A 24,195-nucleotide genomic window follows, 5' to 3' on the forward strand; every position below is an offset into this window, starting at 1 on the left:
AAAATGATCATCAACCACCTCGACCGTCCCGCCGCGAGGCGCCGCCGTTCCACCACCGCCGCGGCCCTCCTGGTCGCCGCGCTCGCGGGCGTGGGCGGCGCGGCCCACGCCGACGTCTCCGGATCGGAGCGGGCCGCCGGGTCCGGTGCGGCGGCGGGTACCGCCGGGGCCGCCACCGCGGCCTGCACCGGCACCCCCGGGGGATTCGCGTCGGTCAACGCCCTGGGCCAGAACGGCACCACGGGCGGCGCCGGAGGCCCCGTCGTCACCGTGAACACGGCCGCGGCCCTGAAGGACTACGTCGGCCGCCCGGGACCGTACATCATCCAGGTCTCCGGCCGGATCCAGGTCTCCGGCATGCTGACCGTGGTCGCCAACAAGAGCATCCTGGGCGTGGGCACGACCGCGGAGATCACCGGTGGCGGCCTCCAGCTCGGCTCGACCACCCGGCCGGGCAACAACGTCATCATCAGGAACATCCGGTTCACCGGCGCCGAGGACGACTCGATCAGCGTCACCAACAAGGCGCACCACGTGTGGATCGACCACAACGACCTCTCCGACGGCTACGACGGCCTGCTCGACATCAAGCGGGAGTCGGACTTCGTCACGGTCTCGTGGAACCACTTCCACGACCACAGCAAGTCGGCGCTGCTGGGCCACTCGGACAGCTACACGGCCGACATCGGCAAGCTCCGCGTGACCTACCACCACAACTTCTTCGACGGCACCGACCAGCGCCACCCTCGGGTGCGTTTCGCCGAGCCGGTCCACGTCCTCAACAACTACTACCGGAACAACGCGCTGTACGGCATCGCCTCCACCGAGAACGCCGGCCTGCTCGTCGAGGGCAACTACTTCCAGAACGTCGCCCACCCGATCTACGTCGGCTACGACAAGAGCGGGCCCGGCCGGGTGGTCGAGCGCAACAACCTCTACGTCGGCTCGGGCACCCCGCAGACGGCCGGCACGGTCGTCGAGCCGCGCACGTACTACTCCTACACCGTCGACGACCCCGCGACCGTCCCGGCGAAGGTGTCCGCCGGCGTGGGCGTCGGAAAGATCGGCTGCTGACGGGCCGGGCCGCCGCCCCCGGAACCCCCCGGCCTCCCGCCCCGGCGGGCGGCGGCCCCTCCGCACCACCTCCCCCTCCCCGCCTCCGAAAGGCAGACGCCATGCCCCAGCCCCTCACCGGCCACGTCTCCCGGCGCGCGGCCCTGCGCGCCGGCGCGGCCACCGCCGTACTGGCCACCGCCCTCTCCTTCGTGCCGGCCGGCGCGAGCGCCACCTCCGCCGCCCCCGCCGCGGGCTCCGCCCTGGCGGCGGCGCCGATCGGCTTCGCGTCGGTCAACGCCCTCGGCCAGAACGGCACCACCGGCGGCGCCGGAGGCCGTACGGTCACCGTGACCGACGCCGCGTCGTTCCTGGAGTACATCGACAGCAAGGAAACCCTGATCATCCGGGTGGCCGGCACCATCGAGATCTCCAGCAAGCAGGGGGTGCGGCCCAACAAGACCATCATCGGGGTGGGCACCTCCGGTCACATCACCGGCGGCGGCCTGGACTTCTACCGGTCCTACAACGTGATCGTGCGCAACATCCGCTTCACCGAGGCCGAGGACGACGCCATCAACGTCGGCCGGGAGTCGCACCACATCTGGATCGACCACAACACCTTCTCCGGCGCGGTCGACGGCTCCATCGACGTGGTGCGCGGCGCCGACTACGTCACCGTGTCGTGGAACCACTTCGACCACGCCGACAAGAGCATGCTGATCAGCCACTCCGACGGCGCCGCGGGCACCGACATCGGCCACCTGAAGGTGACGATCCACCACAACTTCTTCGACAACAGCCGGCAGCGCCACCCGCGCATCCGCTTCGGCGAGCCGGTGCACGTCTTCAACAACTACTTCCTGGGCAACGAGCTGTACGGCGTGGCCTCCACCGAGAACGCCGGCGTGGTCGTGGAGGGCAACTACTTCCAGGACGTGCCGCACCCGCTCTACTCGGCGAGCGGCTACGCCGACAGCGGGCCGGGCCGGGCGGTGCAGCGCAACAACATCTTCGTGAACTCCGGGACGCCCGAGACGGCCGGGACGGTCGTCGAGCCGCGCACCTTCTACGCGTACACGGTCGACCCGCCGGCCGGCGTCCCGGCGTCGGTGCGCTCGGGTGCCGGCGTCGGCGCGCAGTGGAGCGAGCTGTAACCGTCGCCGGACCGCCCGCGGGCGCGGCCCTCAGGTGAGGATCGCGACCAGGGCGTGCAGGTCGTCGACGACGTGATCCGCGCCGCCCGCCCCGCGAGCCCCGGGGCGGGCGGCGTGCAGGTGCCCCCACGGGCCCCTGCGGATCAGCGCGGTCCGCATCCCCGCCGCACGAGCGGGCAGGACGTCGTTGTCCAGCCGGTCGCCCACGTAGAGGATCTCGCCGGGCTCGCGCCCGGACACCTCGGCGACGCGGGCGAAGAACTCCGGGGCGGGCTTGGCGACGCCCCAGCCGTCGGAGGTGTGGATCGCGTCGACCGGCAGGTCCATCGCCAGCAGGGCGTCCCGCGCCTGCGGCGGCTGGTTGCCCGCGATGATCAACCGATGACCGAGGCCGCGCAGCGCCGTCAGCGCGGGACGGACGTCCGGGTAGAGGTCGTCGGCGTCGAAGTTCACCCGCAGCCCGTCCGGGTCGTCGCGCCTCCACGCCTCCTGCTCGGCCTCGACGTCGAACCCCGGCCGCAGCAGCCGGAAGGCGTCCTCGAACGACCGGTCGAGCGCGGCCATGCCGCCCAGCACGCCGAGCATGGTGAACCGGGTGACCCCCAGCCGGTCGGCCCAGCGCGACCAGATGCGCGTCTCGTCGATCAGCGTCTCGCCCACGTCGAACACCAGCGCCCGGACCACGATCTCCCCCTCGTTCAGGCCCACGATCGTATACGCCGGTACACACCCCGCTCGGGCGACCCCGCATGGAATACTCAGCGTGCATGTTCGGACACGAAGGGATACAGGTCGATGGTGATGACGGCGTCTCAGCGATCCACCCAGCGCACCGCACCCCAGCCACCCGCCCGGCCCGCGGCGCCGGACGACCGTCCGCTACCTCGCACCCCGAGGGAGATCTTCGAGTCCCTTCCCCCAGCCCTGTGCCTTCGCGCCGAGATCATCGACGGGAACCTCATCGTGAGCCCATCCGGCATTCCGCAGCACGGCCGAATCGCCATGCGCCTCGCCTTCGCCCTGCAACCCATCCTGGAGAAGCGGAACTGGGAGAGCTTCGCGGGAAACGTCGACGTCTGCATCGAGGGGCCGCGCGACACACTGGTCCCCGACTACTGCCTGGTCCCACTGAACGCCCCTCTGTGGGGTGATCGCGAGATCCTCTCCTCGGGGCTCGTCCTGGTCGCGGAGATCGTCTCGCCCGGGAGCATGGAGATGGACCGCGCCACCAAGCCCCGGATCTACGCGGGCTGCGGTGTCCCGATCATGATGATCGTCGATCCGGTCGCCTCCCCGCCGATGGTCACGGTCCTCAGCGACCCCGAGGAGGGCACCTACCGGACCACCACCCACACCCAGATGGGCAAGCCGCTCCGGATCCCCTCCCCCGTCGACTTCGACCTCGACACCTCGATCTTCCTCTGACCGCGGTCCCCTCGCCCCCCGGCGGCGCCTGGTTCGCCCGCCCCGCCCTTCCGGGCGAGGCTCAGAGCTTCTCCATCGCCTTGCGGATGCGCTTGTCGGAGATCGAGTACGGGGTGCCGAGGGTCTGGGCGAAGTAGCTGACCCGCAGCTCCTCGATCATCCAGCGGATCTGGCGGACGTCGTCGTCACCGCGGCGGCCCGGGGGGAGCTTCTCGACCAGCTCGTGGTACTCGTCCTCGATGTCGTGGATCCTGTCCATCCGCTCCTGGTCGCGGAACGCGTCGTCGTGCACCTTCTCCAGCCGCCGCTGGGCCCCCTTGAGGTAGCGCAGCAGGTCGGGCAGGCGCGCGTAGCCGGTCTCGGTGACGAAACCCGGGTGGACCAGGGCGGCCACCTGCTCGCGGATGTCCTCGACCGCCGGGGTGGAGCGGGAGGCGGGCAGCAGCGTCGAGACGGTGTGCCAGACCTTGAGGATGCTCTCGACCCTGGCGACCACCTCGGCCGTGGTGTCGTACAGCTCGGCGCGGACCTTGTCGTGCAGGGCGGCGTAGGCCGCCTTGTCCCAGACCGGGCCGCCGTACTCGCTCATGAGACGGTCGGCGGCGCAGGTGACGCAGTCGTCGAACAGGGCGGCGGCCCCGGAGTGCGGGCTGCGGCTGAGGGCGAGCTTGGACTGGTTGCCGAGGGTTCCCAGGATGCTCTTGGCCGGGGACGGGATGTTCAGCAGCAGCATCCTGCGGGTGCCCTCCCACATGGCGCGGCGCTGCTCGGCCTCGGTCTCGAACATCCGCACGGCCACGGTGGCGCCCTCGTCGGCGAGCGCCGGGTAGGCCTTCATCCTGCCCTGCTCGAACGTCCTGGGCAGCGCGTCCATGGCCCAGCCGGTCAGGCCGGACCTCTCCAGGCCGTCGGCGGCCTGGGAGAGGGTCTGGCGGAGCCTGGGGGCGAGCCGTCGCTTGAGGTCGGCCAGGTCCTTGCTCTCGGCGATCTTCTTCTTCCGGCCGTCGACCACCCGGAAGGTGATCTTGAGGTGGTCGGGGACCAGGTCGGGCTGCCAGGCCTCGCGGGGCACCTGGATGCCGGTCAGGTTCAGCAGCTCGCGCTCCAGCACCGCGAGCAGCGGCTCCCGGGTGGGCTCGGCGCGGGTGAGGACCTGCTTGGCGTAGTTGGGCGCGGGCACGAAGTTGCGCCGGATCTGCTTGGGCAGGCTCCGGATCAGCGCGGTGAGCAGTTCCTCGCGCAGTCCGGGGATCTGCCAGTCGAAGCCCTCGACGTTGACCTGGTTGAGCAATGCCAGCGGGATGTGCGCGGTGACGCCGTCGGCGTCGGTGCCGGGCTCGAACTGGTAGGTGAGCGGGAAGCGCAGGCCGCCCTGGCGCCAGACGTCGGGGTAGTCGCGCTTGCTGACGTCCCCGGCCGTCTCGCTGATCAGCATCGACTTCTCGAAGCTCAGCAGGTCGGGCTGATCGGTCCTGGCCTTCTTCCACCAGGAGTCGAAATGGCGCCCGGAGACGACGTCGGCGGGGACGCGCCGGTCGTAGAAGTCGAAGAGCGTCTCGTCGTCGACCAGGATGTCGCGGCGCCTGGCCCGCTCCTCCAGCTCCTCGACCTCCTCCAGCAGCCTGCGGTTCTCGGCGAAGAAGGCGTGGTGGGTCTCCCAGTCGCCCTCGACCAGGGCGTGCCGGATGAACAGCTCCCGGCTCAGCTCGGGGTCGATGCGGCCGTAGTTGACCTTGCGCTGGGCCACGATCGGCACCCCGTACAGGGTGACCTTCTCGTACGCCATCACCGAGCCCTGCTTCTTCTCCCAGTGCGGCTCGGAGTAGGTGCGTTTGATCAGGTGCTGGGCGAGCGGCTCGACCCACTCGGGTTCGATCTTGGCGTTGACCCGGGCCCAGAGCCGGGAGGTCTCCACCAGCTCGGCGGACATCACCCACAGCGGCTGCTTCTTGGCCAGCGCCGAGCCCGGGAAGATCGCGAACCGGGCGTTGCGGGCGCCGATGTACTCGGTCATCGGCCTGCGCGGCTCGTTCGGGGGACGGCGCCCGCCCCCGGCCTCGGCGGTCTTCTTGTCGATGTCCTTGACGCCGACGTGCGAGAGCAACCCCGACAGCAGGGACATGTGGATCTTCTGCTCGTCCCCGGGGGTCGTCCCGGGGACGACGCCGAGGGATTTGGCGGTCTGGCGGAGCTGGCTGTAGACGTCCTGCCACTCGCGGACGCGCATGTAGTTGAGGAACTCGGCCTTGCACAGTCGCCGGAACGCGCTGGAGGAGAGCTCCTTCTGCTGTTCCTGGAGGTACTCCCACAGGTTCAGGTAGGAGACGAAGTCCGACTCCTTGTCGGCGAAGCGGCGGTGTCTCTCGTCGGCGGCCTGCTGCTTGTCGGCCGGGCGCTCCCTCGGGTCCTGGATCGACAGGGCCGCGGCGATGACCATGACCTCGCGGACGCAGCCGTTGCGGTCGGCCTCCAGCACCATCCTGGCCAGGCGCGGGTCCACCGGCAGCCCGGCCAGCTTGCGGCCGAGCGGGGTCATCTGCCTGGCCTGGTCGAAGGCGCCCAGCTCCAGCAGCAGGTCGTAACCGTCCCTGACCTGGCGCTGGTCGGGCGGCTCCACGAACGGGAAGGCCCCGATGTCGCCCAGGCCGATCGAGGTCATCTGCAGGATGACCGAGGCGAGGTTGGTGCGCAGGATCTCCGGGTCGGTGAACTCCGGCCGGGTGAGGAAGTCGTCCTCCTCGTACAGCCGGATGCAGACGCCCTCGGAGACGCGGCCGCAGCGGCCCTTGCGCTGGTTGGCCGAGGCCTGGGAGATCGCCTCGATGGGCAGGCGCTGGACCTTGGTGCGGTGGCTGTAGCGGGAGATGCGGGCGAATCCGGGGTCGACGACGTACTTGATGCCGGGCACGGTCAGCGAGGTCTCGGCCACGTTGGTGGCCAGCACGACCCGGCGGCCGGTGTGGCGCTGGAAGACCCGGTGCTGCTCGCCGGCGGACAGCCGGGCGTACAGCGGCAGGATCTCGGCGTCCTTGCGCTTGGAGAGCGCCTCGGCGGTGTCGCGGATCTCCCGCTCGCCGCTGAGGAAGACCAGGATGTCGCCGGGCCCCTCGGCGCAGAGCTCGTCGACGGCGTTGCCGATCGCCTGGATCTGGTCGTCGTCCTCGGCGACCGGCCGGTAGCGCACCTCCACGGGATAGGTGCGGCCGGAGACCTCCACGATCGGGGCGTCGCCGAAGTGCTTGGAGAAGCGCTCGGGGTCGATGGTGGCCGAGGTGATGACGACCTTGAGGTCGGGGCGGCGCGGCAGGAGCTGCTTGAGGTAGCCCAGGATGAAGTCGATGTTGAGGCTGCGCTCGTGCGCCTCGTCGACGATCAGCGTGTCGTACTGGTCGAGGTCGCGGTCGTTCTGCAGCTCGGCCAGCAGGATGCCGTCCGTCATGACCTTGACCAGCGTGCCCTCGCTCACCTGGTCGGTGAAGCGCACCTTGTAGCCGACGGCGTCGCCGAGCGGGGTGTCGAGCTCCTCGGCGACGCGCTCGGCCACGGTCCTGGCGGCGATGCGGCGGGGCTGGGTGTGCCCGATGAGACCCCTGACGCCCCGGCCCAGCTCCAGGCAGATCTTCGGAAGCTGGGTGGTCTTGCCGGAGCCGGTCTCACCGGCGACGATCACGACCTGGTTGTCGCGGATCGCCTCCAGGATGTCGTCCCGGCGCTTGCTGACGGGCAGCGCCTCCGGATAGGTGATCGCGGGAACGCCGGCGCGGCGGCGGGCGACCCGCTGCTCGGCCCGCTCGATGTCGGAGGTGATCTCCGCGGCGATCTTCTGCTGGGCGGCACGGTTCCTGACCTTTCGGGCCCCGTCGAGCCTGCGGCGCAGGCGCCGCTGGTCACGCAGGGTGAGCTCGGGCAGGCGCGCGTGCAGCTCGGAGAGCGGAGATGTCAAAGGAGGCGTTCCCATACTGAGACCCAGGATACTTTCGGCCCGCGAGTGACGGCTCCCCCGTGCCCGCGAGGACGCACGGGCCGAGGGACCCTGCCCGGACCGGAGCCCTGATCGGGCCCGACCGTCCATGCTGCCCGAGTCGCCGCGCCACCGCATCCGGATATCGGGGCCGTACGGCGGCCGGGAGCGGGTGGCGGCGGAGACCGTGAGGCCAGGAAGGGCCGGCGGGGCACCGGCACGCGCCCCGGGAAGGCCCGAAAGGACGGCCGAAAGGACGGCCGGAACAGGGAGCGGCCCCGCCGTCCCGGAACCGGGACGACGGGGCCTTGGGGTCGCGGGGAAGGACCCCGCTCCGGGCCCCCGTGGGGGGTGGGCCCGGGATCAGCCGACTACGGGAGCGCCGGGTAGGCGTTCTGCAGCAGCTGCTGGAACTGGGCGGAGAACCACTGGCCGGAGATGGGGGCGTCCGGCAGGGCGCCGCTCATGTTGTTGCCGTTACGGGCGTTGCCCTCGTAGGTCGGGTCGCACATCCGGTCGAAGCCCTTGCCCTCGTTGTTCGGGATGGCCTTGCTGGAGCCGTCGGACTCACCCGGAGGCTTGATCCAGACGTAGGCGTCCAGACCGGGGGCGGGGCTGGCCTGCGGGCGCTCGCCCAGACCGGCACCGCTCTGGTTGCACCAGTTGCCGGCGTGGATCCGCCGGTCGACGCGGGACTGGTCGACGAAGCCGTTCACGTCCGTGGCGGTGCTGGGAGCGGTCGGGCGGGCCGTGCCTCCCCAGCCGTTGCGGGAGGTGTCGATCAGCATGCCGATGTTGGAGTTGAAGCCCTTCCGGATCAGCTCGTTCCGGAAGGCCTGGGCGAAGGAGAGCTCGTCGACGTAGAAGTTCCAGTCCAGCCACCGGGACTGGCGGATGTTCTGGCCGTTGACGGTGGTGTTGATGGTGAAGTGCGGCTCACGCAGCGCCGAGTAGTTGGCGGTGTTGGTGATGAAGCCGTCGACGCTGTTGAAGCCCGCGGTGGTGCCGGCGACGGTGCTGGCGAACAGGTCCGCAGCCGGGCCGAAGTTGGTGTCCCAGCCGAGCCAGCCGTGGTGCGCGGCGTCGACGTAGGTGTAGACGTTCGGGATCGCGTGCAGCTTGTTCAGGGCGTAGCGGACACCGTCGACGTAGGCGCCGCTGTCCTTGGCCTCCTGGCACTTGGCCACGTTGAGGTTGGTGACCAGGTTCGGCAGGGAGTCGATCTCGACGATCGTCGAGATCCGCAGGTTCCGGTACTTGGACTCGCCCATGATCGCGGCGATCGGGTCGATGTACTCGGTCTTGTAGCGGTTCAGACCGTTCTCGGAGATGAGCAGCTCACCGTTGGAGGCCAGCGCCGAGCAGTCACGGTTGGGCAGGTTGTAGATGACGAACTGGATCGTCAGCGGCCTGCTGCCGTTGGCCGCGTCCTGCTCCAGGGCCTCGTCCAGGTGGGCGCGCAGGCCCATGGCCGAGGAGGAGCCGGCGATGGCGGCGATGCGGTCAAGCCACACACCGGTGGAGATGTCGGCGACCGCGTCGCCGCCGGGCTCGGCGGCGGCCTTGGCCGACCAGTCCGGGTTCACGTAGCCGTCGGCGCCGGCGTAGGGGTTGTCGACGTGGACCGGCGACGTGCCGCCGTCGTCGTCGGCCTCGGTCGCGGTGACCGAGGCACCCGTGTGACCGGTGGCGGCGGCCGCGATGGTGGCGGTGCCGTCCACCTGGTCGGCGTCCTGGGCGGCCGAGACGGTCACGTTCTGCGCCGTGTTCCAGTTGGCCGTGGTGAACGACAGCGTGGAGGGCGAGATCGTGAGGTCGGCGTCACCGGTCTTGGTCAGGTTGACCGAGACGTTGCCGGTCGGCGCCTGGCTGAGCCTGAAGCCGACCGTCCTGGAGCTTCCCTCGGGAACGCTGACCGAGGTCGCGGAGGCGACGATCGACGGCGTCGAGGTGCCGCCGCCCACGGTGAAGGGCACCGCGGCGGTCTCGGTGGACAGCGCCGGGGAGGCGTTGTCGTAGGCCTTGGCCTTGGCGGTGTGCGCGCCGGACGCCAGGCCGGTCGCGGAGTAGGAGTAGGGCGCGGTGGTGTCGGTGTTGACCAGCGTGCCGTCGACGTAGAACTCGACCTTGCTGACCGAGCCGTCGTCGCTCGCGGTGGCCGCCAGCGGCACGGCCGCGCCCGCCTGGTAGGAGGCGCCCGAGGCCGGGCTGGTCAGGGCGACCGTGGGGGGCTGGTTGGTGGGGTTCTGCCCGCCACAGGTGACGCCGTTGACCGTGAAGGCCGTGGGCTTGGGGTTGCTCCCGGTGGAGATTCCGTTGAAGCCCATGCTGGTGGAGGCGCCGGTGGCGAGGGTGCCGTTCCAGGCGAGGTTCTTCGCGGTGACCTGGGTGCCCGTCTGGGCCCAGGTGGCCGACCAGCCCTGCTGGAGCGTCTGCCCGCCGGTGAAGGCGAAGCCGAGGGTCCAGCCGTTCAGCGGGTCACCGAGGTTCTTGAGGGTGACGTTGGCGGTGAATCCGCCCTGCCAGTCGTTGGTGGAGTAGGCGACGTCGCAGGATACTGCGGCGTGCGCCGTGGCGGCCTGGCCGGTGGCGAGGCCGGCGGCGGCCACCAGCAGGGCCGCCGTGGTCGCCGCCCGGTTACGCCAGGCTTGGCGACGCGAAGTGACTGTCATTCGTGATCATCTCCAGGACGAGGGTGGGAGCGCTCCCATAGTCCGGATGTTTCCGGCGTGTGTACAGGGTGTTGCGCCTCGGGGACCCCCGGGAGACGACCTGTCGGCCCCTGACCTCACCGAACGGGTTTCGAACCAGATGAAAGTTTCAGAGTCGCCCCCGTCGGTGCTCCCCGGCGGCGTCTCCGCGCCGTCGGCGGAACGATCCCGCGAGGCCCGGGGCGCCGCCTCCCCGGGCTCGCGGACCGACGCCGTTACGCCCTCGTCGCCGCCATCGCGGCGCCCACGATGCCCGCCTCGTTCTGCAGGCCGGCCGGGACGATCGGGGTACGGATCTTGATGTGCGGCAGGAACTTGTCGGCCTTCTTGCTGACCCCGCCGCCGATGATGAAGAGCGAGGGCGAGAACAGCATCTCGACGTGTTCCAGGTACTCCTGCACCTTCTCGGCCCACTCCTCCCAGCCGAGGTCGTGCGCCTCGCGGGCGTGGTCCGAGGCGCGCTTCTCGGCCTCCTTGCCCCTGATCTCCAGGTGCCCGAGCTCGGTGTTGGGCACCAGGCGGCCGTCCATCAGCAGGGCGCTGCCGATCCCGGTCCCGAAGGTCAGCAGCATCACCACACCCGGCCTGTCCTTGGCCGCGCCCGCCGCCACCTCGGCCAGCCCGGCCGCGTCGGCGTCGTTGAGCACGATCGTGGTCTGCCCGGTCACCCGGGAGAACAGCTGCTGCGCGTCCGTGCCGATCCACGCCTTGTCCACGTTGGCGGCCGACCTGGCGACCCCGTCGACCACGACCCCGGGGAAGGTCACCCCGATGGGTCCCTGCCACTCGAAGTGCTCGACGATCTTCGCCACGACCTCGGCCACCGCCTCGGGTTCGGCGGGGTCCGGGGTGGGGATGCGCAGCCGTTCCCGTGTCAGCCGTCCCTTGGCGACGTCCACCGGCGCGCCCTTGATGCCCGATCCGCCGATGTCGATTCCCAGCGCTTCCATGTGCACCTCCTGACCGGTCCCCCTTCCCCGGCACGGTCGGCTGATGCTCCTTCCGGGCGAGCGGTCGGACCGGGTGAGCCCGGCGAGGGCCCGCGCGGGCGCGACGGGGTTCCAGGTGGTTCCCGGACGGGGCTCGGACAGGTCCCGCCCGTGTCACCGCGACTCCCGGAAGGGGCTCGGACAGGGCCCGGCCGGGGGACGGCCGGGGGACGGCCGGGGGACGGCCGGGGGACGGCCGGGGGACGGCCGTGTCACCCGCCGGATCGCCGGTGGGCCCCCACCGTCCGGGGGCGCCGGGTGCGCGCGCCGGGGAGCGGACCGCCCCGGCCGGCGCGAACGCGGCGCGGCGCCTTGCCACGCCGCCTGCGGCGCATCACCAGGACACCTGCGGCGGCCGGCAGCAGCACCAGGCCCACGACCAGGCCGATCAGCGGCAGGAGGTCGTCGTCGGGCTCGACCGGACGGCCCCGGCCCGCGACCGGGAAGGTGAAGGTGGCGGTGACGGTCTTCTTCACCATGCCGCTCATCAGCGTCAGCTTCCCCTTCCAGGGGCCGTCGGGCACCCGGCGGTCCAGCGTCACCGTCACCGGGGCGGCGGAGCCCGGCGTCAGGGTGACCCCGCGGTCGGCGGGGAAGGGCCCGGCCTGCAGGCCGCCGGGCCCTTCCGAGAGCCACAGCGTGCCGCTCATGTCCAGGGCCCGGCCGCCCGTGTTGCGGACCAGCGCCGCCAGCTGCGGGGCGCCGTCCGGGGCGCGCATGGGGGTCAGGGTCTCGATGCGGAAGTCCGACGGCGGTTCGCCACCGCGTCCGATGTCGAGGTAGACGCGGACACCGACCCGGTTGACGATGCGCACGGGCCGGTCGGGGTCGCGCCGGGTGGCGACCTGCGCCCAGATGACGCCGTAGCGCTCACCACGCGACGCGGACTCCGGCACCGCGATCTTGACCCGGGCGGTCCCGCTCCCCCCCGGCGGCAGATCGAGCGAGTCGCGGTTCAGGGACGTCCAGCCGGTCAGCTCGTTCCGGGCACGGCCCGGATGGAGCTGGAACCTGTTGCGCACGACGTCGGCGGCGGCCGCGTACAGCTCGACGCGCCGCCGCCTGGAGGAGGTGTTGGAGACCTCCAGGTTGCGTTCGATCGTGGTGCCGGGACGCAGGTGGTCGACGATGTACGACAGCGCCCGGGGATCGTCGTGGCGGCTGACCGGCGCCTCCAGCAGGCGGATGCCGATCGTGCCGCGGGGGGTGTCGTCGGCGGCCCCGCCCGCGCCGGCCCGGCCGCCGGCGACGCCCGACAGGAGCGCGATCGGCGGCAGGAGGAGCGCGAGCAGGGCCGCGAGACGGTCACGCCACCGAATGTGTCACCGTGCCGCTGTAAGCGCCGATCTGGGCCGTGATCGGGATGTTCACGATCAGGGTGGGGTTCCACGTCGCCGTGCTGCCTCCGGTGCCGCCGGTGTGGGCGAAGGCCACGAGCGGGGTGGCGACCAGGTCGAGCGGGGCGGCGGCGAGGGCGGTGGGCTGCCCGGGGATGAAGGTGCCGCCGCCGGTGGTGGCGGTCGTCGGCCCCGACCAGTAGTCGATCGCGGTGGGAGGGATCGTCAGCGCGGCCGCGACGAAGTTCGTCGCGTACACCGACGCCGTCCACTCCGACGTGGCGCCGCCCCGGGTGTCGGAGACCGACACGGGACCGATCGGCCCGGTGAGCGTGCCGCCGGGAGGCGCCGAGCCCAGGTCGATCGGGCCCGGCGGCGCCACGATGTCCAGGGAGCCCGCCTCGACGGCGAACGTGACGATGGTCTCGTCCGTCGGCGCGGCCACCGCGGGCGCGGCCGACAGGAACATGAGGGTGCTCGCACTCGCCGCGACGAGCACGATGGATCTTCTGCGCACGGTCTTCCCCCGAACGTCCGGATGCGTTTCCGAGGGGAGAGACAGGAGGCCGACCCCTGCCCGCAGCGATCACTTTAGGACATATGAGGCTACCGAGGGTGACGACGGAGGTAAAGGGTCGGTCAGGAGATATACCGGGGACGGCTACTTTTGTCCTGAAAGCTCCTAAATTAGCCGCTTTCAGGGGAGCCGCCGCGATCGTCCGTACGAAAAGGTCAATCGGGCGTAAAGGTCGCAAGAACACGAAAAAGCAGAGTAAGCAGCCGCAAAAAATGCGCTGTCATGACGCTCAGCGCTTCACCGGCCCGGTGGAGGCCCTGACCACCAGTTCCGGTTCGAAGAGCAGCTCGTCGGCCGGGACCAGGGCCTTGTCGATCTGGGCGGCGAGCAGGTCGACGACCGCGCGGCCCATCGCGTCGATCGGCTGGCGCAGGGTGGTCAGCGGCGGGTCGGTGCAGTTCATCAGCGCGGAGTCGTCGTACCCGATCACCGAGACGTCGTCGGGCACCGAGAGCCCCGCCCTGCGGGCCGCCCTGATGGCGCCCAGGGCCATCACGTCGCTGGCGCAGATGACGCCGGTGACGCCCCGGCGGATCAGCCGCGCGGCCGCCGCGTGCCCTCCCTCCAGGGAGAACATGGTGTGCTCGACGAACTCCGGGTCGAGCTTCGCCGCGTCCAGCTTGCGCCGGGAGGGCACATGGTCGGGGGGCCCGAGCACCATGCCGATGCGCTCGTGACCCAGCGACCGCAGGTGGCCGAGCGCCATCTCGGCGGCGGCCACGTCGTCACAGGAGACCTGGGGGAACGCCAGGTGCGCCACCGCGGCGTTCACCAGCACGGTCGGCAGGCGCCGCTCGCGGAGCAGCTCGTAGTGCTCGTGGGAGGCGTCGGCCTGGGCGAACAGCCCTCCGGCGAAGACCACTCCGGACACCTGCTGCTGGAGCAGCAGGTCGACGTACTCGGCCTCGGAGACACCGCCCAGGGTCCTGGTGCACAGCACCGAGGTGAACCCCTGCTGGGCCAGCGCCCCGCCGACCACCTCGGCGAAGGCCGGGAAGATGGGGTTCTGCAGCTCGGGCAGGACGAGCCCGACCAGCCGTGCCCTGTCCCCCCGCAGCTGGGTCGGCCGCTCGTAGCCGAGCACGTCCAGGGCGGTGAGGACGGCCTCGCGGGTCGCCTCGGAGACCCCGGGCTTCCCGTTGAGCACGCGACTGACCGTCGCCTCGCTCATCCCGACCTTCTTGGCCACTTCTGCAAGCCGTCGCGTCATGATGAAACTATAAGGCAAAAGAAGTAATTACTTGCGGCTGCTTGCGAAAGTTACGTCAGCCGGTCAGGAGAGGCTCGTCCGTCCCTCGGTGGCCGGCCCCTCGGCCCTCGGTTCCCGTCCGCGGGCCCCCGTCCGGCCCCGTCCCTCGGCCTCGCCCGTCGACTCGTCGGCTCTTCAGCTCTCGGTGATCCGGCCGCCGTCGACGTGCACGCGCCGGGTGGTGTGCACCGCGTCCAGCATCCGCCGGTCGTGGGTGACCAGCAGCAGCGTACCGGGGTAGGAGGCGAGCGCCGACTCCAGCTGCTCGATCGCGGCCAGGTCGAGGTGGTTGGTCGGCTCGTCGAGCACGAGCAGGTTCACCCCGCGCGCCTGCAGGAGCGCCAGCGCGGCCCGGGTCCGCTCCCCCGGCGACAGGGTGGCGGCCGGTCGCGGCACGTGCGCGGAACGGAGCCCGAACTTGGCGAGCAGCGTACGGACCTCGGCGGGGGCCATCTCCGGCACCGCCGCGCCGAAGGCGTCCACCAGGGCCTCGTCGCCCAGGAACAGCCCGCGCGCCTGGTCCACCTCGCCGACCACCACGCCGGGACCGAGCGAGGCGTTCCCCTCCTCCAGCGGGATCCTGCCCAGCAGCGCGGCCAGCAGCGTGGACTTGCCCGAGCCGTTGGCCCCGGTGACCGCCACCCGGTCGGCCCAGCCGATCTCCAGGTTCACCGGCCCCAGGGTGAACGCGCCGCGCCGGACCACGGCGTCGCGCAGCGTGGCGACCACGGCCCCGGAGCGCGGGGCCACCGCGATCTCCATCCGGAGCTCCCACTCCTTGCGGGGCTCCTCGACCTCGTCCAGCCGTTCGATCAGCCGCTCGGTCTGGCGGGCCTTGGCCGCCTGCTTCTCGGTGGCCTCGGTACGGAAGTTGCGGCCGATCTTGTCGTTGTCGGTCGCCTTGCGCCGCGCGTTCTTGACGCCCTTCTCCATCCACGCCCGCTGCATGCCGGCGCGCTGCTTGAGGGAGGCGACCGTGCCGGCGTACTCCTCGTACTCGTCGCGGGCGTGCCTGCGGGCGACCTCGCGCTCGGTGAGGTACGCCTCGTAGCCGCCGCCGTGCACCCGGACCAGCTGCTGGACGAGGTCGAGCTCGACCACCCGGTTGACGGTCCTGGCCAGGAACTCGCGGTCGTGGCTGACCAGGACCGTCCCGGCCCGCAGGCCGGTGACGAAGCGTTCCAGCCGCTCCAGGCCCTCCAGGTCCAGGTCGTTGGTGGGCTCGTCCAGCAGGAAGACGTCGTAGCGGCTGAGCAGCAGGGAGGCCATGCCGGCCCGCGCGACCTGGCCGCCGGAGAGCGCCGTCATCGGCCGGTCGAGCTCCACGGCGAGGCCGAGTTCGGCGACGACCTCCGCGGCCCGGTCCTCCAGGTCGGCCCCGCCCAGGGCGAGCCAGCGGTCCAGGCTCGCGGCGTACGCGTCGTCGGCGCCCGGCGTGCCGTCGACCAGCCCCTGGGTCGCGGCGTCCAGCGCGTGCTGCGCGGCGGCCACCCCGGTACGGCGGGCCAGGAAGCCCGCGATCGTCTCCCCCTCGCGGCGCTCGCGCTCCTGGGGCAGGTAGCCGACCGACGCCGAGGACGGGCTGAGCCGCACCGAGCCCTGCTCGGCAGGGAGCAGGCCGGCCAGGATCCGCATCAGGGTGGACTTCCCGGCCCCGTTCACGCCCACCAGGCCGACGACGTCGCCGGGGGCGATCACCAGGTCGAGCCCGGAGAAAAGCGCTCGGTCACCGTGTCCGGCGGCCAGATCCTTGGCGACGATGGTGGCACTCATGCGCAAACGCTATCCGGCCCACGAGCTCCGGGCGCCCGGCCCGGCCTGCTCGCCCGTCTCTCCGGCCCCGAGAGGATGATCGAATCACACCCGTATTCCCGACAAACCAGACAAATCCTTTTTTGTTGTAAAAATCTTGAAGGGCTGCTCAGCGCCGACTGACCTGCCGTTACCCTCGGCGAAACGTTACCTTACGGAGACTTTACGCAGACTTTCTGGAGAAATGAGGCAACATCGGCCGTCGGCGGGACGTCTTATAGGGCGGGCACGGTCAATCCTGACCGCGCCTGCCGAACGGGGAGAAGAGGAAAGCGTCTTGATGAAACGAATCGCCATCGGTCTGCTGTCCGCGGCTGTGAGCGGATCACTGCTCATGTCGGCCGGGACGGCCTCCGCGGAGCGAGTCGCTCTCAGTGTGCGCATCGACAACGTCAACCCGAACCCGGTCGTCGTTCACGGGGACGAGGACACCAGGGTAACGATCGAGGTGCGCACCACCGAGGCCACCCGCGTCGAACTCCGCCTCAAGCCGGTCTCCGACCAGTTCCGTACGCAGGACGCCCGTGAGCCCAGGATCTTCCACAAGGGCGATCTGTGGCGCTTCACGACCAGCTTCGACGAGAACGACTTCGAAGGACGCTGGGTCGCGACCGCCGACGCGTACGACAAGGACGGCAAGAAGGTGACCGACGAGGTCAACTTCTCCGTCGAGCACAAGGACGCCGAGAAGCTCGACACGCGCGTCTACCGGTTCTCCGCGAACCCCGACGTCGTGCGCAAGGGCCGCTGGGTCTACTTCACCGGTCGTCTTCAGGTCAACGACGACGACCGCTGGACGAGCGCCCGCCGCGAGGAGGTCGAGATCTACTTCCGCAAGCGCGGCTCCAGCGCCTGGAAGTACGTGACCTCCACCGACACCGGCCGCCGTGGCGCGTTCTACGCCAAGGCCCGCGCCTACAAGAGCGGTGAGTACCGCGCCGTCTTCGACGGTACCGACGAGCTCGAGGAGAGCCGTAGCCGCACCGATCGGGTGCGCGTGTACAGCCTCCACTACCGCCGCTGACGACACGGGTACCGCCGTGAGGCGGCACCACGCGCGTGACACCGTCCGGCGGCCGTGAGACACACGGCCGCACGGGCGGGCGGCGTACGCGAAGGCCCGGGGCGACCCGGGCCTTCGCCGTCTCCGCCCCCGCCTGCTCCCCACCCGGCCTGTGAGTGGTCTCACTGCTTGACCCCACCCCTCGCGGGCAGGTGAGCGGGTACGACGACCGGAGGGAAGCCACGGCGATGATGACCGGCGATTTCTACGACTACTCCGCGCTCCTTGACGACTCCGAGAAGGAGATCGTGCTCCGGGTGCGGGAGTTCATGGCGCGGGAGGTGGCTCCCATCGCGAACGAGGCGTGGACCAACGCGCGCTTTCCGCACCAGATCATTCCCGGGTTCGCCAAGCTCGACATCGCGGGTCTGCCGTACCGGGGGGCGCGCAGCCTGCTGACCGGGTTCGTGGTGCTGGAACTGAACCGGGTGGACCCCTCGATGGGGACGTTCTTCGGCGTCCACAACGGCCTGGCGATGGGCAGCGTGGACCGGCTGGGTTCGGAGGAGCAGCGGGAGCGGTGGCTGCCGCAGATGGCCGCCATGGAGAAGATCGGGGCGTTCGCGCTGACCGAGCCCGAGGGCGGCTCGGACGTCGCGGCGGGGCTGCGCACCACCGCCCGGCGCGAGGGCGACGTGTGGGTGCTCAACGGGGCCAAGCGCTGGATCGGCAACGCGACCTTCGCCGACCTGATCCTGGTGTGGGCCAAGGACGAGGCCGACGGCCAGGTCAAGGGGTTCATGGTGGAGAAGGGCACGCCCGGTCTCGCCGCCACGAAGATCGAGAACAAGATAGCCCTGCGCACGGTGCAGAACGCCGACATCACGCTCACCAACTGCCTGGTCCCGGAGATCAACCGCCTGCAGAAGGCGAACACGTTCCGCGACACGGGTGCGATCCTGCGGCAGACCCGGGGCGGGGTGGCCTGGCAGGCGGTCGGCTGCATGATGGGCGCCTACGAGCTCGCGCTGGAGTACGCCAAGACGCGCGAGCAGTTCGGGCGCCCGATCGCGGGCTTCCAGCTCGTACAGGATCTCCTCGTACGGATGCTGGGCAACGTCACCTGCTCGCTGGGCATGGTGGTGCGGCTGGCGCAGCTCCAGGACGAGGGCGTCTACGCCGACGAGCACTCGGCCATGGCCAAGGCGTTCTGCACGGCCCGGATGCGTGAGGCCGTGGGATGGGCCCGGGAGGTCCTGGGTGGCAACGGCATCGTCCTCGACTACGACGTCGGCCGGTTCGTGGCGGACTCCGAGGCGATCTACTCCTACGAGGGGACCCGCGAGATCAACAGCCTGATCGTGGGACGGGCGATCACCGGTATCGGCGCCTTCGTCTGAGGGACGACCCCGGCGGGGCTCGTCCCGGGGTCGCGACGGGCTCCCCCGGGGCCGTCCCGGTGATCGCCCCGTGACGTCCGTCAGGACCGGGGCCGCCTCGATGTTCAGGGTGTGGTCCACCGGGGCCGTCCCGGTGGTCACGGTGACGTCCCTCAGGATCGGGGCCGCCTCGATGGTTCACGGTGTGGTCCACCGGGGCCGTCCCGGCGATCGCGGTGACGTCCGCCGGAACCGGGACCGTCCCGGCCCGTCACCGCCAGACCGGCCGGGGCCGCCTCAGTGGTCCTCAGTGGTCCTCAGTGGTCGCGGTGGGTGACGAGGCGGGCCAGCGTGGTGAGCTCGGCGGCGGGCCTGGACGGCGCGCCTGCCGCGTCGAGATGGCGCAGCGCCCGGGCGAGCAGCTCGTCGGCCTCCAGCCTGGTCCAGGCCCGCCCGCCCGCGTCCTCGACGAGTGCGGCCGCGCGGACCAGCTCGGCGTCGGAGAGTTCGCCCTCCCGGTGGTAGAGGCCGGCCAGCTCGCCTCCGGCCGTCGTACCGGAGGTGAGGGCCGCGACGACCGGGATGGACTTCTTGCGGCTCCGCAGATCCGAGTGGACCGGCTTGCCGGTCACCTCCGGATCGCCCCAGATGCCCAGCAGGTCGTCGACCAGCTGGAACGCCAGCCCCAGGTCCCTGCCGAAGGCTCCCAGGTGCCCGACCTGCTCGGGGCCGCCACCACCGAACAGGGCACCGAGCGCGCAGGCGCACCCCAGCAGGGCGCCGGTCTTGCCGGCCGCCATGGACAGGCACTCGGCCGGTCCGACGTCCCTGCGTTCCTCGAAGGCGACGTCCGCGCTCTGGCCGTCCAGCAGTTCCTGGACCGCGGCGCTGAAGATCCGCGTCGCCTCGGCCGTGATCGGCCGGTCCCCGGTCGCCAGGACGTCGAAGGCCAGCGTCAGCAGCGCGTCACCGGCCAGGATGGCCGGGCTGACCCCGAAGACGGCCCAGGCCGTGGGGCGGTGACGGCGGGTACGGTCGCCGTCCATCACGTCGTCGTGCAGGAGGGAGAAGTCGTGCGCCAGCTCGACGGCCGCCGCCGGGCGGAGCGCCGAGGACGCGTCGCCGCCGACGGCCTCGGCCGACAGCAGGGCCAGCGCCGGGCGGAGCGCCTTGCCGCCGCCGGCCCCGGGCGGCCGGCCCTGCTCGTCCCACCAGCCGAAGTGGTATCCGGCGATGTGCCGCATCGAGGCGGGCAGCGTGTCGGCGGCCGGTCGCAGGGTCGCCTCGACCAGGTCCCGGCTCCAGGCCAGCACCTCACTCGCGGAACGCCCGTCCTTCGCCGTCCCGGTCGTCTCAACCGTCGTCATGCTTCCTCTCCTCGCTCGGCTCCGTCCCCCCCGTTCCTCAGTGACCGATCTCGACGTCCTCCAGGATGCCGAGCGCGTCGGGCACCAGGACGGCCGCGGAGTAGTAGGCGCTGACCAGGTAGGAGATGATCGCCTTCTCGCTGATGCCCATGAACCGGACCGACAGGCTGGGCTGGTACTCGTCGGGGATGCCGGTCTGGTGCAGGCCGACGACCCCCTGGTTGTCCTCGCCGACGCGCATGGCCAGGATCGAGGTGGTCCGGGTCTCGGTGATGGGGATCTTGCTGCAGGAGAAGATCGGCACTCCCCGCCAGGCGGGCACCCCGCTGCCCCCGACGTCGACGCCCTGCGGGTAGAGGCCGCGCGCGTTGCACTCGCGGCCGAAGGCGGCGATGGCGTGCGGGTGGGCCAGGAAGAAGCTCGTGCTCCTGCGGCGGCTGAGCAGCTCGTCGAGGTCGTCAGGGGTCGGCGGCCCGGTGCGGGTGTGGATCCGCTGCTTGAGGTCGGCGTTGTGCAGCAACCCGAACTCGCGGTTGTTGATCAGCTCGTGTTCCTGCCGCTCGCGCAGCACCTCGATCGTCAGCCGGAGCTGCTGCTCGACCTGGTCCATCGGGTCGTTGTAGAGGTCGGCCACCCGGCTGTGCACCCGCAGGACCGTCTGCGCGACGCTGAGCCGGTACTCCCGCGGGAGGAGCTCGTAGTCGACGAACGTCCCCGGCAGGTCGGGCTCTCCGGCGTGGCCCGCGGCCACCTCGACGGCGGCCTCGCCGTACTTGTTCTGCGGGCCCCGGGAGGCGGCCTCCAGCAGCCGCAGGTGCTCGCGGAGCCGCTCGGACCGCTCGACCACCTCCCAGAACGCCTGCTGGGGCAGGATCATCGCCGTTCCGCCGGTGACCGCCCTGGCGGTGAACGGCCAGGTGTCCTCCGTCCTGGTCAGCGTCTCGTCGCCGAAGTGGTCGCCCGCCGCCAGCACGGTCAGCACGATCTCGTCGCCGTACGGCCCGCTGCCGACCTTGTTGACCTTGCCGTGCGCGATCACCACCACCTCGTCGGCGGGCTGCCCCGCCTGCACGAGCACGTCCCCGGCGGCGAAGTCCCGCTGGACGAACCGGCCCGCCAGCGCGTCGAGGACGTCGGTGTCGTCGAACCCGCGCAGCAGGGGCAGCTCGCACAGCTCGGCGGGGACGACCGCCACCTGCGACCCGGTGCTGGTGAAGCTGACCCGGCCGTCGCCGATCGTGTAGCTCAGCCGCCGGTTCACCCGGTAGGTGCCACCCGACACCTGCACCCAGGGGAGCATCCGCAGCAGCCACCGGGAGGTGATCTCCTGCATCTGGGGAGCCGATTTGGTCGTCGTCGCCAGATTGCGCGCGGCGTCCGTACTCAGACTCAGCTGCGACCGGCCGGCCTCGGGCTCCGTCACAACACACACCACCGATCCGTACTCGTATCCGACAGGGAGGAGAGGGCATGAATCGACCAGGGGAAAACGGCGATCAGTGGTGCCGAAAAAGGCGGAATCGTCGACCCCCCGACGCGCGGGACCGAATACGGTCCGCCGTCGTGGACGCCTTGATTTTGGGTGACCGTTAAATGAATTGTCAAGCAGCGGTGACGATCCGGTCCGTCATCGGTAAAAGCGCCGGACAATAAAGTGGGAAAAGTCTAATATCTTTGAACATCGCCGCCGGGCCGTACATGGCGGGCTTTTCCACCGGGGGAAGCGGCGACTCCGGTTATCGTGCGTTATTTCCGGAACCTGGGGTGAGATCGGGCGAATCCAACGCACATCCTCTCCGGGCACGGTCATGCGCACGCGGACGCGAAGCACTCCCGGTGACTCGTGAGGCGGCTCACGGAACACATCGCGAAGCGACCCGCGAAACAGTCGCGAAACGACTCGCGAAACGACTCGTGGAGCAGCGCGCAAAAAGGAGAAAAGCGTTCAGAGCGATTCTCCCCGACGCCGTTCCAGCAGCTCCGAGAACAGGTCCTCCCAGAGCGGCATGACGGCCTCGGGGGCGTACTCGCGCGCGGTGACGGCCGCTGCGGCGCCCATCCGCCTCCGCAGGCCGGGGTCCTCGATCAGCCGGATCATCGCCTCCGCCAGCGCGTCGACGTCCCGGGCCGGGACGAGCAGCCCGTCGACCCCAGGGGTGAGCACGTCGGCCGGGCCGGTCGGGCAGTCGAAGGCGACGACGGGCAGCCCCTGGGTCATGGCCTCGATCATCACCATCGGCAATCCCTCGAACCGGGAGCTGAGCACGTAGAAGGACGCCTTGGCCATCTCCTCGTCCAGGTGCTCGGTGCGTCCCATCAGGGCGACGACGTCCGACAGCCCGTGCTCGGCCGTCAGCGCCAGCAGCGCCTCCTTCTTCGGGCCGGTGCCGTAGATGCGCAGCCGCCAGCCCGGGTGGCGCTCGACGACCTTGGCGAACGCGGGGATCAGCAGGTCGAAGCCCTTCTGCCCGACGAGCCGCCCGGCCGCGACCACGAGCCCGTCCGGGCGGTCGGAAGGTGCCGGCCGCCCGGCGGCGACCGCGTTGGGGATGCGCACGACGGGGGTGCCGGGCAGCAGTTCCTGGTACTCCCCGCGGTCGGTCCCGGTGAGCACCGCCACCGCGTCCAGGGCGCCGTAGTGACGGGCGATCTGCGCGCGGACCGCCTCGGGATGGGTGGCCAGGTTCATGTGCTCCTGCGCGACCCTGACGACACCGGCCGGGCCGCGACGGGCCGAGACGAGGTTCAGGGCGGGGCGGGTGGTGACCAGGACGCCCCCCTCCAGCGCGAAGACGTAGTCGATCACGGAACGTTCCACGCGTTCGGTGAAGTAGGAGGCGGCGAACTCGCCCGGGGGCACGATCTTGCCGCGGATCCGCCGCCAGGCCCGGCGTCCGAGCGAGTCGACGGGCCGCTCCCGGCGCTGGTCCGAGAGCGTCAGCAGGCGGACGCGCCCGTCGATCGGGAACTGCGGCCTCTCCCTGCGGCGCACCACACTGGCGATCTCGACGTCGTGCCCGGCGGCGGCCATCGCGTTCGCCTGGTTGATCACCGTGCGGATCGTCCCGCCCATGCCGTAGGCGTGCAGGAGCAGGTAGCGAATCGTCATGGCCTCCCGGCCGGGCGCCGTCACGAGGCCCCCTCACCGGGCAGGTATCCCCAGCTGCGGCACATCGGTCTGAGCGGCTCGGGAACCTCCTCGGGCGCCGGCAGGTCGCGTCCGGGCTGCACGGTCCCCGAACGGATCTTGTCCTTCCAGTCGCCGAGCCCCTTCTCCAGCACGGTCTGCTCGCCGTACGCCAGCATCCGCGGCTCCCAGGGGACGCCGAGGAAGTCGCACAGGCGGCGCGCCTGCGTCTCGGGGTCGGCGGTCAGGTCCTCGTAGCGCACGGTGCATCCCTCGAGCTCCCGGCGCGCCCGCTGCACGGCCTTCATGTAGCGCAGGGCGTCCAGCGCGGCCTCCTGCGGCGTCCTGCCGCCGGTGCCGCCGGTGCCGGCGGTGCCGGCCTCGTACCACGATCTCGCTATGGACGCCGGGTGACGCAGCAGGAAGACGAACCGCGCGTCCGGCCAGCAGGCGGCGATGCGCCGGTGGGCGAAGGCGTTGGCAGGGGTCTTGTCCACGAAGAACGTCTTGCCGCTCCTGACCAGCTCGCGATGGAGCACCCGGTCCCACAGCAGGTGCTCCAGGTCGGACCGGTCGTGCCCGAGCGCCCCCATGGCCTTCTCCGCCAGGGCGGTGCCGAACTCCACCCGCAGCCTGCGGACGTGCAGCTCGTGCGGGGCGTGCAGCATGGAGTGGGCGTTGAGCAGGGCCCGCAGCAGGGTGGAGCCGGACCTGACCGGGGAGAGGACGAAGACCGGGGCGACCAGCAGCCGGTCGGTCGCGGGGTCGGCGGGCGGCCTGAACGGCTCCTCGGCGGCCGGGGACCTCGCCCCCGGAGATCTTCCCGCCCTCGAACCGGTTTTCCCTACCCGGTTCACCTGGAATCCGGTGAGCCGCACAAGGGCGTCGTTGGCCTTACGCTGCCAGCTCATGGCGAGGCAGGCTACTCGACTTTCCTGGCATTTAACTGTGCGTTCACCGGACGTCACCTCTGCGTTCCGGAAATCCATCCTCGGGGACACCCCGGCTCGTGGGGCACCCCCGGTCCATCGGCCCGGATCGCGCGACG

General features: G+C 70.9%; 17 protein-coding genes. 5 read left to right on the forward strand and 12 right to left on the reverse strand.

The window, feature by feature from the left end:
- The first annotated feature begins 3 nt into the window (after window positions 1–3).
- Together ACIBCT_RS09355 and ACIBCT_RS09360 are read left to right on the forward strand one after the other, a co-directional pair.
- Complete coding sequence (locus tag ACIBCT_RS09355) at window positions 4–1,074, forward strand: polysaccharide lyase family 1 protein (RefSeq protein WP_399186908.1); 1,071 nt, start codon at window positions 4–6, stop codon at window positions 1,072–1,074.
- Between the two features lie 101 nt (window positions 1,075–1,175).
- Window positions 1,176–2,210, forward strand: coding sequence for a polysaccharide lyase family 1 protein (locus ACIBCT_RS09360; protein WP_399186909.1), 1,035 nt, complete (start codon window positions 1,176–1,178; stop codon window positions 2,208–2,210).
- A gap of 30 nt (window positions 2,211–2,240) precedes the next feature.
- On the opposite strand, the gene ACIBCT_RS09365 is transcribed toward ACIBCT_RS09360, so the two are convergent.
- Window positions 2,241–2,918: an HAD family hydrolase gene (locus ACIBCT_RS09365; RefSeq protein WP_399186910.1), complete on the reverse strand. Its 678-nt coding sequence runs from the start codon at window positions 2,916–2,918 to the stop codon at window positions 2,241–2,243.
- Window positions 2,919–3,011: 93 nt separating this feature from the next.
- Here ACIBCT_RS09365 and ACIBCT_RS09370 point away from each other — a divergent pair, with 93 nt between their 5' ends.
- The gene (locus tag ACIBCT_RS09370) at window positions 3,012–3,635 is read left to right on the forward strand and encodes a Uma2 family endonuclease (protein ID WP_399186911.1); all 624 of its coding nucleotides are present in this window, start codon (window positions 3,012–3,014) and stop codon (window positions 3,633–3,635) included.
- A 61-nt stretch (window positions 3,636–3,696) separates the two neighbouring features.
- On the opposite strand, the gene hrpA is transcribed toward ACIBCT_RS09370, so the two are convergent.
- The 7 genes from hrpA to ACIBCT_RS09405 form a co-directional block, all read right to left on the reverse strand.
- Window positions 3,697–7,593, reverse strand: a complete 3,897-nt coding sequence (hrpA, locus tag ACIBCT_RS09375; protein WP_399186912.1) for an ATP-dependent RNA helicase HrpA — start codon at window positions 7,591–7,593, stop codon at window positions 3,697–3,699.
- 374 nt (window positions 7,594–7,967) lie between these two features.
- Entirely contained in the window at window positions 7,968–10,268 is a 2,301-nt protein-coding gene (locus ACIBCT_RS09380; protein WP_399186913.1) for a glycoside hydrolase family 6 protein, read from the reverse strand.
- A 254-nt stretch (window positions 10,269–10,522) separates the two neighbouring features.
- On the reverse strand, window positions 10,523–11,257 hold the full coding sequence (gene ppgK, locus ACIBCT_RS09385) for a polyphosphate--glucose phosphotransferase (RefSeq protein WP_399186914.1): 735 nt from the start codon (window positions 11,255–11,257) through the stop codon (window positions 10,523–10,525).
- Between the two features lie 251 nt (window positions 11,258–11,508).
- Window positions 11,509–12,318 (reverse strand): hypothetical protein, encoded by an 810-nt coding sequence (locus ACIBCT_RS09390; RefSeq protein ID WP_399186915.1) that lies wholly within the window; start codon window positions 12,316–12,318, stop codon window positions 11,509–11,511.
- A gap of 283 nt (window positions 12,319–12,601) precedes the next feature.
- Complete coding sequence (locus ACIBCT_RS09395) at window positions 12,602–13,150, reverse strand: hypothetical protein (RefSeq protein WP_399186916.1); 549 nt, start codon at window positions 13,148–13,150, stop codon at window positions 12,602–12,604.
- Window positions 13,151–13,439: 289 nt separating this feature from the next.
- On the reverse strand, window positions 13,440–14,420 hold the full coding sequence (locus tag ACIBCT_RS09400; RefSeq protein ID WP_399186917.1) for a LacI family DNA-binding transcriptional regulator: 981 nt from the start codon (window positions 14,418–14,420) through the stop codon (window positions 13,440–13,442).
- A 174-nt stretch (window positions 14,421–14,594) separates the two neighbouring features.
- Window positions 14,595–16,232, reverse strand: a complete 1,638-nt coding sequence (locus ACIBCT_RS09405; protein ID WP_399186918.1) for an ABC-F family ATP-binding cassette domain-containing protein — start codon at window positions 16,230–16,232, stop codon at window positions 14,595–14,597.
- A gap of 319 nt (window positions 16,233–16,551) precedes the next feature.
- On the opposite strand from ACIBCT_RS09405, the gene ACIBCT_RS09410 reads away from it, so the two are divergent.
- Together ACIBCT_RS09410 and ACIBCT_RS09415 are read left to right on the forward strand one after the other, a co-directional pair.
- Window positions 16,552–17,295 (forward strand): hypothetical protein, encoded by a 744-nt coding sequence (locus ACIBCT_RS09410; protein ID WP_399186919.1) that lies wholly within the window; start codon window positions 16,552–16,554, stop codon window positions 17,293–17,295.
- Between the two features lie 227 nt (window positions 17,296–17,522).
- Window positions 17,523–18,674: an acyl-CoA dehydrogenase family protein gene (locus ACIBCT_RS09415; protein ID WP_399186920.1), complete on the forward strand. Its 1,152-nt coding sequence runs from the start codon at window positions 17,523–17,525 to the stop codon at window positions 18,672–18,674.
- A gap of 296 nt (window positions 18,675–18,970) precedes the next feature.
- Here the strand turns inward: ACIBCT_RS09415 and ACIBCT_RS09420 are convergent, their stop codons facing one another.
- The 4 genes from ACIBCT_RS09420 to ACIBCT_RS09435 all read right to left on the reverse strand — a co-directional run bounded on the left by ACIBCT_RS09420 (window position 18,971) and on the right by ACIBCT_RS09435 (window position 24,058).
- The gene (locus tag ACIBCT_RS09420) at window positions 18,971–20,020 is read right to left on the reverse strand and encodes a family 2 encapsulin nanocompartment cargo protein polyprenyl transferase (protein WP_399186921.1); all 1,050 of its coding nucleotides are present in this window, start codon (window positions 20,018–20,020) and stop codon (window positions 18,971–18,973) included.
- A gap of 37 nt (window positions 20,021–20,057) precedes the next feature.
- Complete coding sequence (locus ACIBCT_RS09425) at window positions 20,058–21,452, reverse strand: family 2B encapsulin nanocompartment shell protein (protein WP_399186922.1); 1,395 nt, start codon at window positions 21,450–21,452, stop codon at window positions 20,058–20,060.
- 513 nt (window positions 21,453–21,965) lie between these two features.
- Window positions 21,966–23,129 carry a glycosyltransferase family 4 protein gene (locus ACIBCT_RS09430; RefSeq protein ID WP_399186923.1) on the reverse strand — a complete coding sequence of 388 codons (1,164 nt, stop codon included), beginning with the start codon at window positions 23,127–23,129 and terminating at the stop codon, window positions 21,966–21,968.
- A 20-nt stretch (window positions 23,130–23,149) separates the two neighbouring features.
- Window positions 23,150–24,058 (reverse strand): sulfotransferase family protein, encoded by a 909-nt coding sequence (locus ACIBCT_RS09435; protein WP_399186924.1) that lies wholly within the window; start codon window positions 24,056–24,058, stop codon window positions 23,150–23,152.
- Window positions 24,059–24,195: the final 137 nt, after the last annotated feature.

Source organism: Streptosporangium sp. NPDC050855, from assembly GCF_044456585.1.
Classification (GTDB): domain Bacteria; phylum Actinomycetota; class Actinomycetes; order Streptosporangiales; family Streptosporangiaceae; genus Streptosporangium; species Streptosporangium longisporum.

Excerpts from the sequence above, each read along its gene's own strand:
- ACIBCT_RS09415 (WP_399186920.1), top strand. The coding sequence starts at position 17,523 with ATGATGACCGGCGATTTCTACGACTACTCCGCGCTCCTTGACGACTCC.
- ACIBCT_RS09410 (WP_399186919.1), top strand. The coding sequence starts at position 16,552 with ATGAAACGAATCGCCATCGGTCTGCTGTCCGCGGCTGTGAGCGGATCA.
- ppgK (WP_399186914.1), bottom strand. The coding sequence starts at position 11,257 with ATGGAAGCGCTGGGAATCGACATCGGCGGATCGGGCATCAAGGGCGCG.
- ACIBCT_RS09370 (WP_399186911.1), top strand. The coding sequence starts at position 3,012 with ATGACGGCGTCTCAGCGATCCACCCAGCGCACCGCACCCCAGCCACCC.
- ACIBCT_RS09435 (WP_399186924.1), bottom strand. The coding sequence starts at position 24,058 with ATGAGCTGGCAGCGTAAGGCCAACGACGCCCTTGTGCGGCTCACCGGA.
- ACIBCT_RS09355 (WP_399186908.1), top strand. The coding sequence starts at position 4 with ATGATCATCAACCACCTCGACCGTCCCGCCGCGAGGCGCCGCCGTTCC.
- ACIBCT_RS09405 (WP_399186918.1), bottom strand. The coding sequence starts at position 16,232 with ATGAGTGCCACCATCGTCGCCAAGGATCTGGCCGCCGGACACGGTGAC.
- ACIBCT_RS09360 (WP_399186909.1), top strand. The coding sequence starts at position 1,176 with ATGCCCCAGCCCCTCACCGGCCACGTCTCCCGGCGCGCGGCCCTGCGC.
- hrpA (WP_399186912.1), bottom strand. The coding sequence starts at position 7,593 with ATGGGAACGCCTCCTTTGACATCTCCGCTCTCCGAGCTGCACGCGCGC.
- ACIBCT_RS09430 (WP_399186923.1), bottom strand. The coding sequence starts at position 23,129 with ATGACGATTCGCTACCTGCTCCTGCACGCCTACGGCATGGGCGGGACG.
- ACIBCT_RS09420 (WP_399186921.1), bottom strand. The coding sequence starts at position 20,020 with ATGACGACGGTTGAGACGACCGGGACGGCGAAGGACGGGCGTTCCGCG.
- ACIBCT_RS09400 (WP_399186917.1), bottom strand. The coding sequence starts at position 14,420 with ATGACGCGACGGCTTGCAGAAGTGGCCAAGAAGGTCGGGATGAGCGAG.
- ACIBCT_RS09380 (WP_399186913.1), bottom strand. The coding sequence starts at position 10,268 with ATGACAGTCACTTCGCGTCGCCAAGCCTGGCGTAACCGGGCGGCGACC.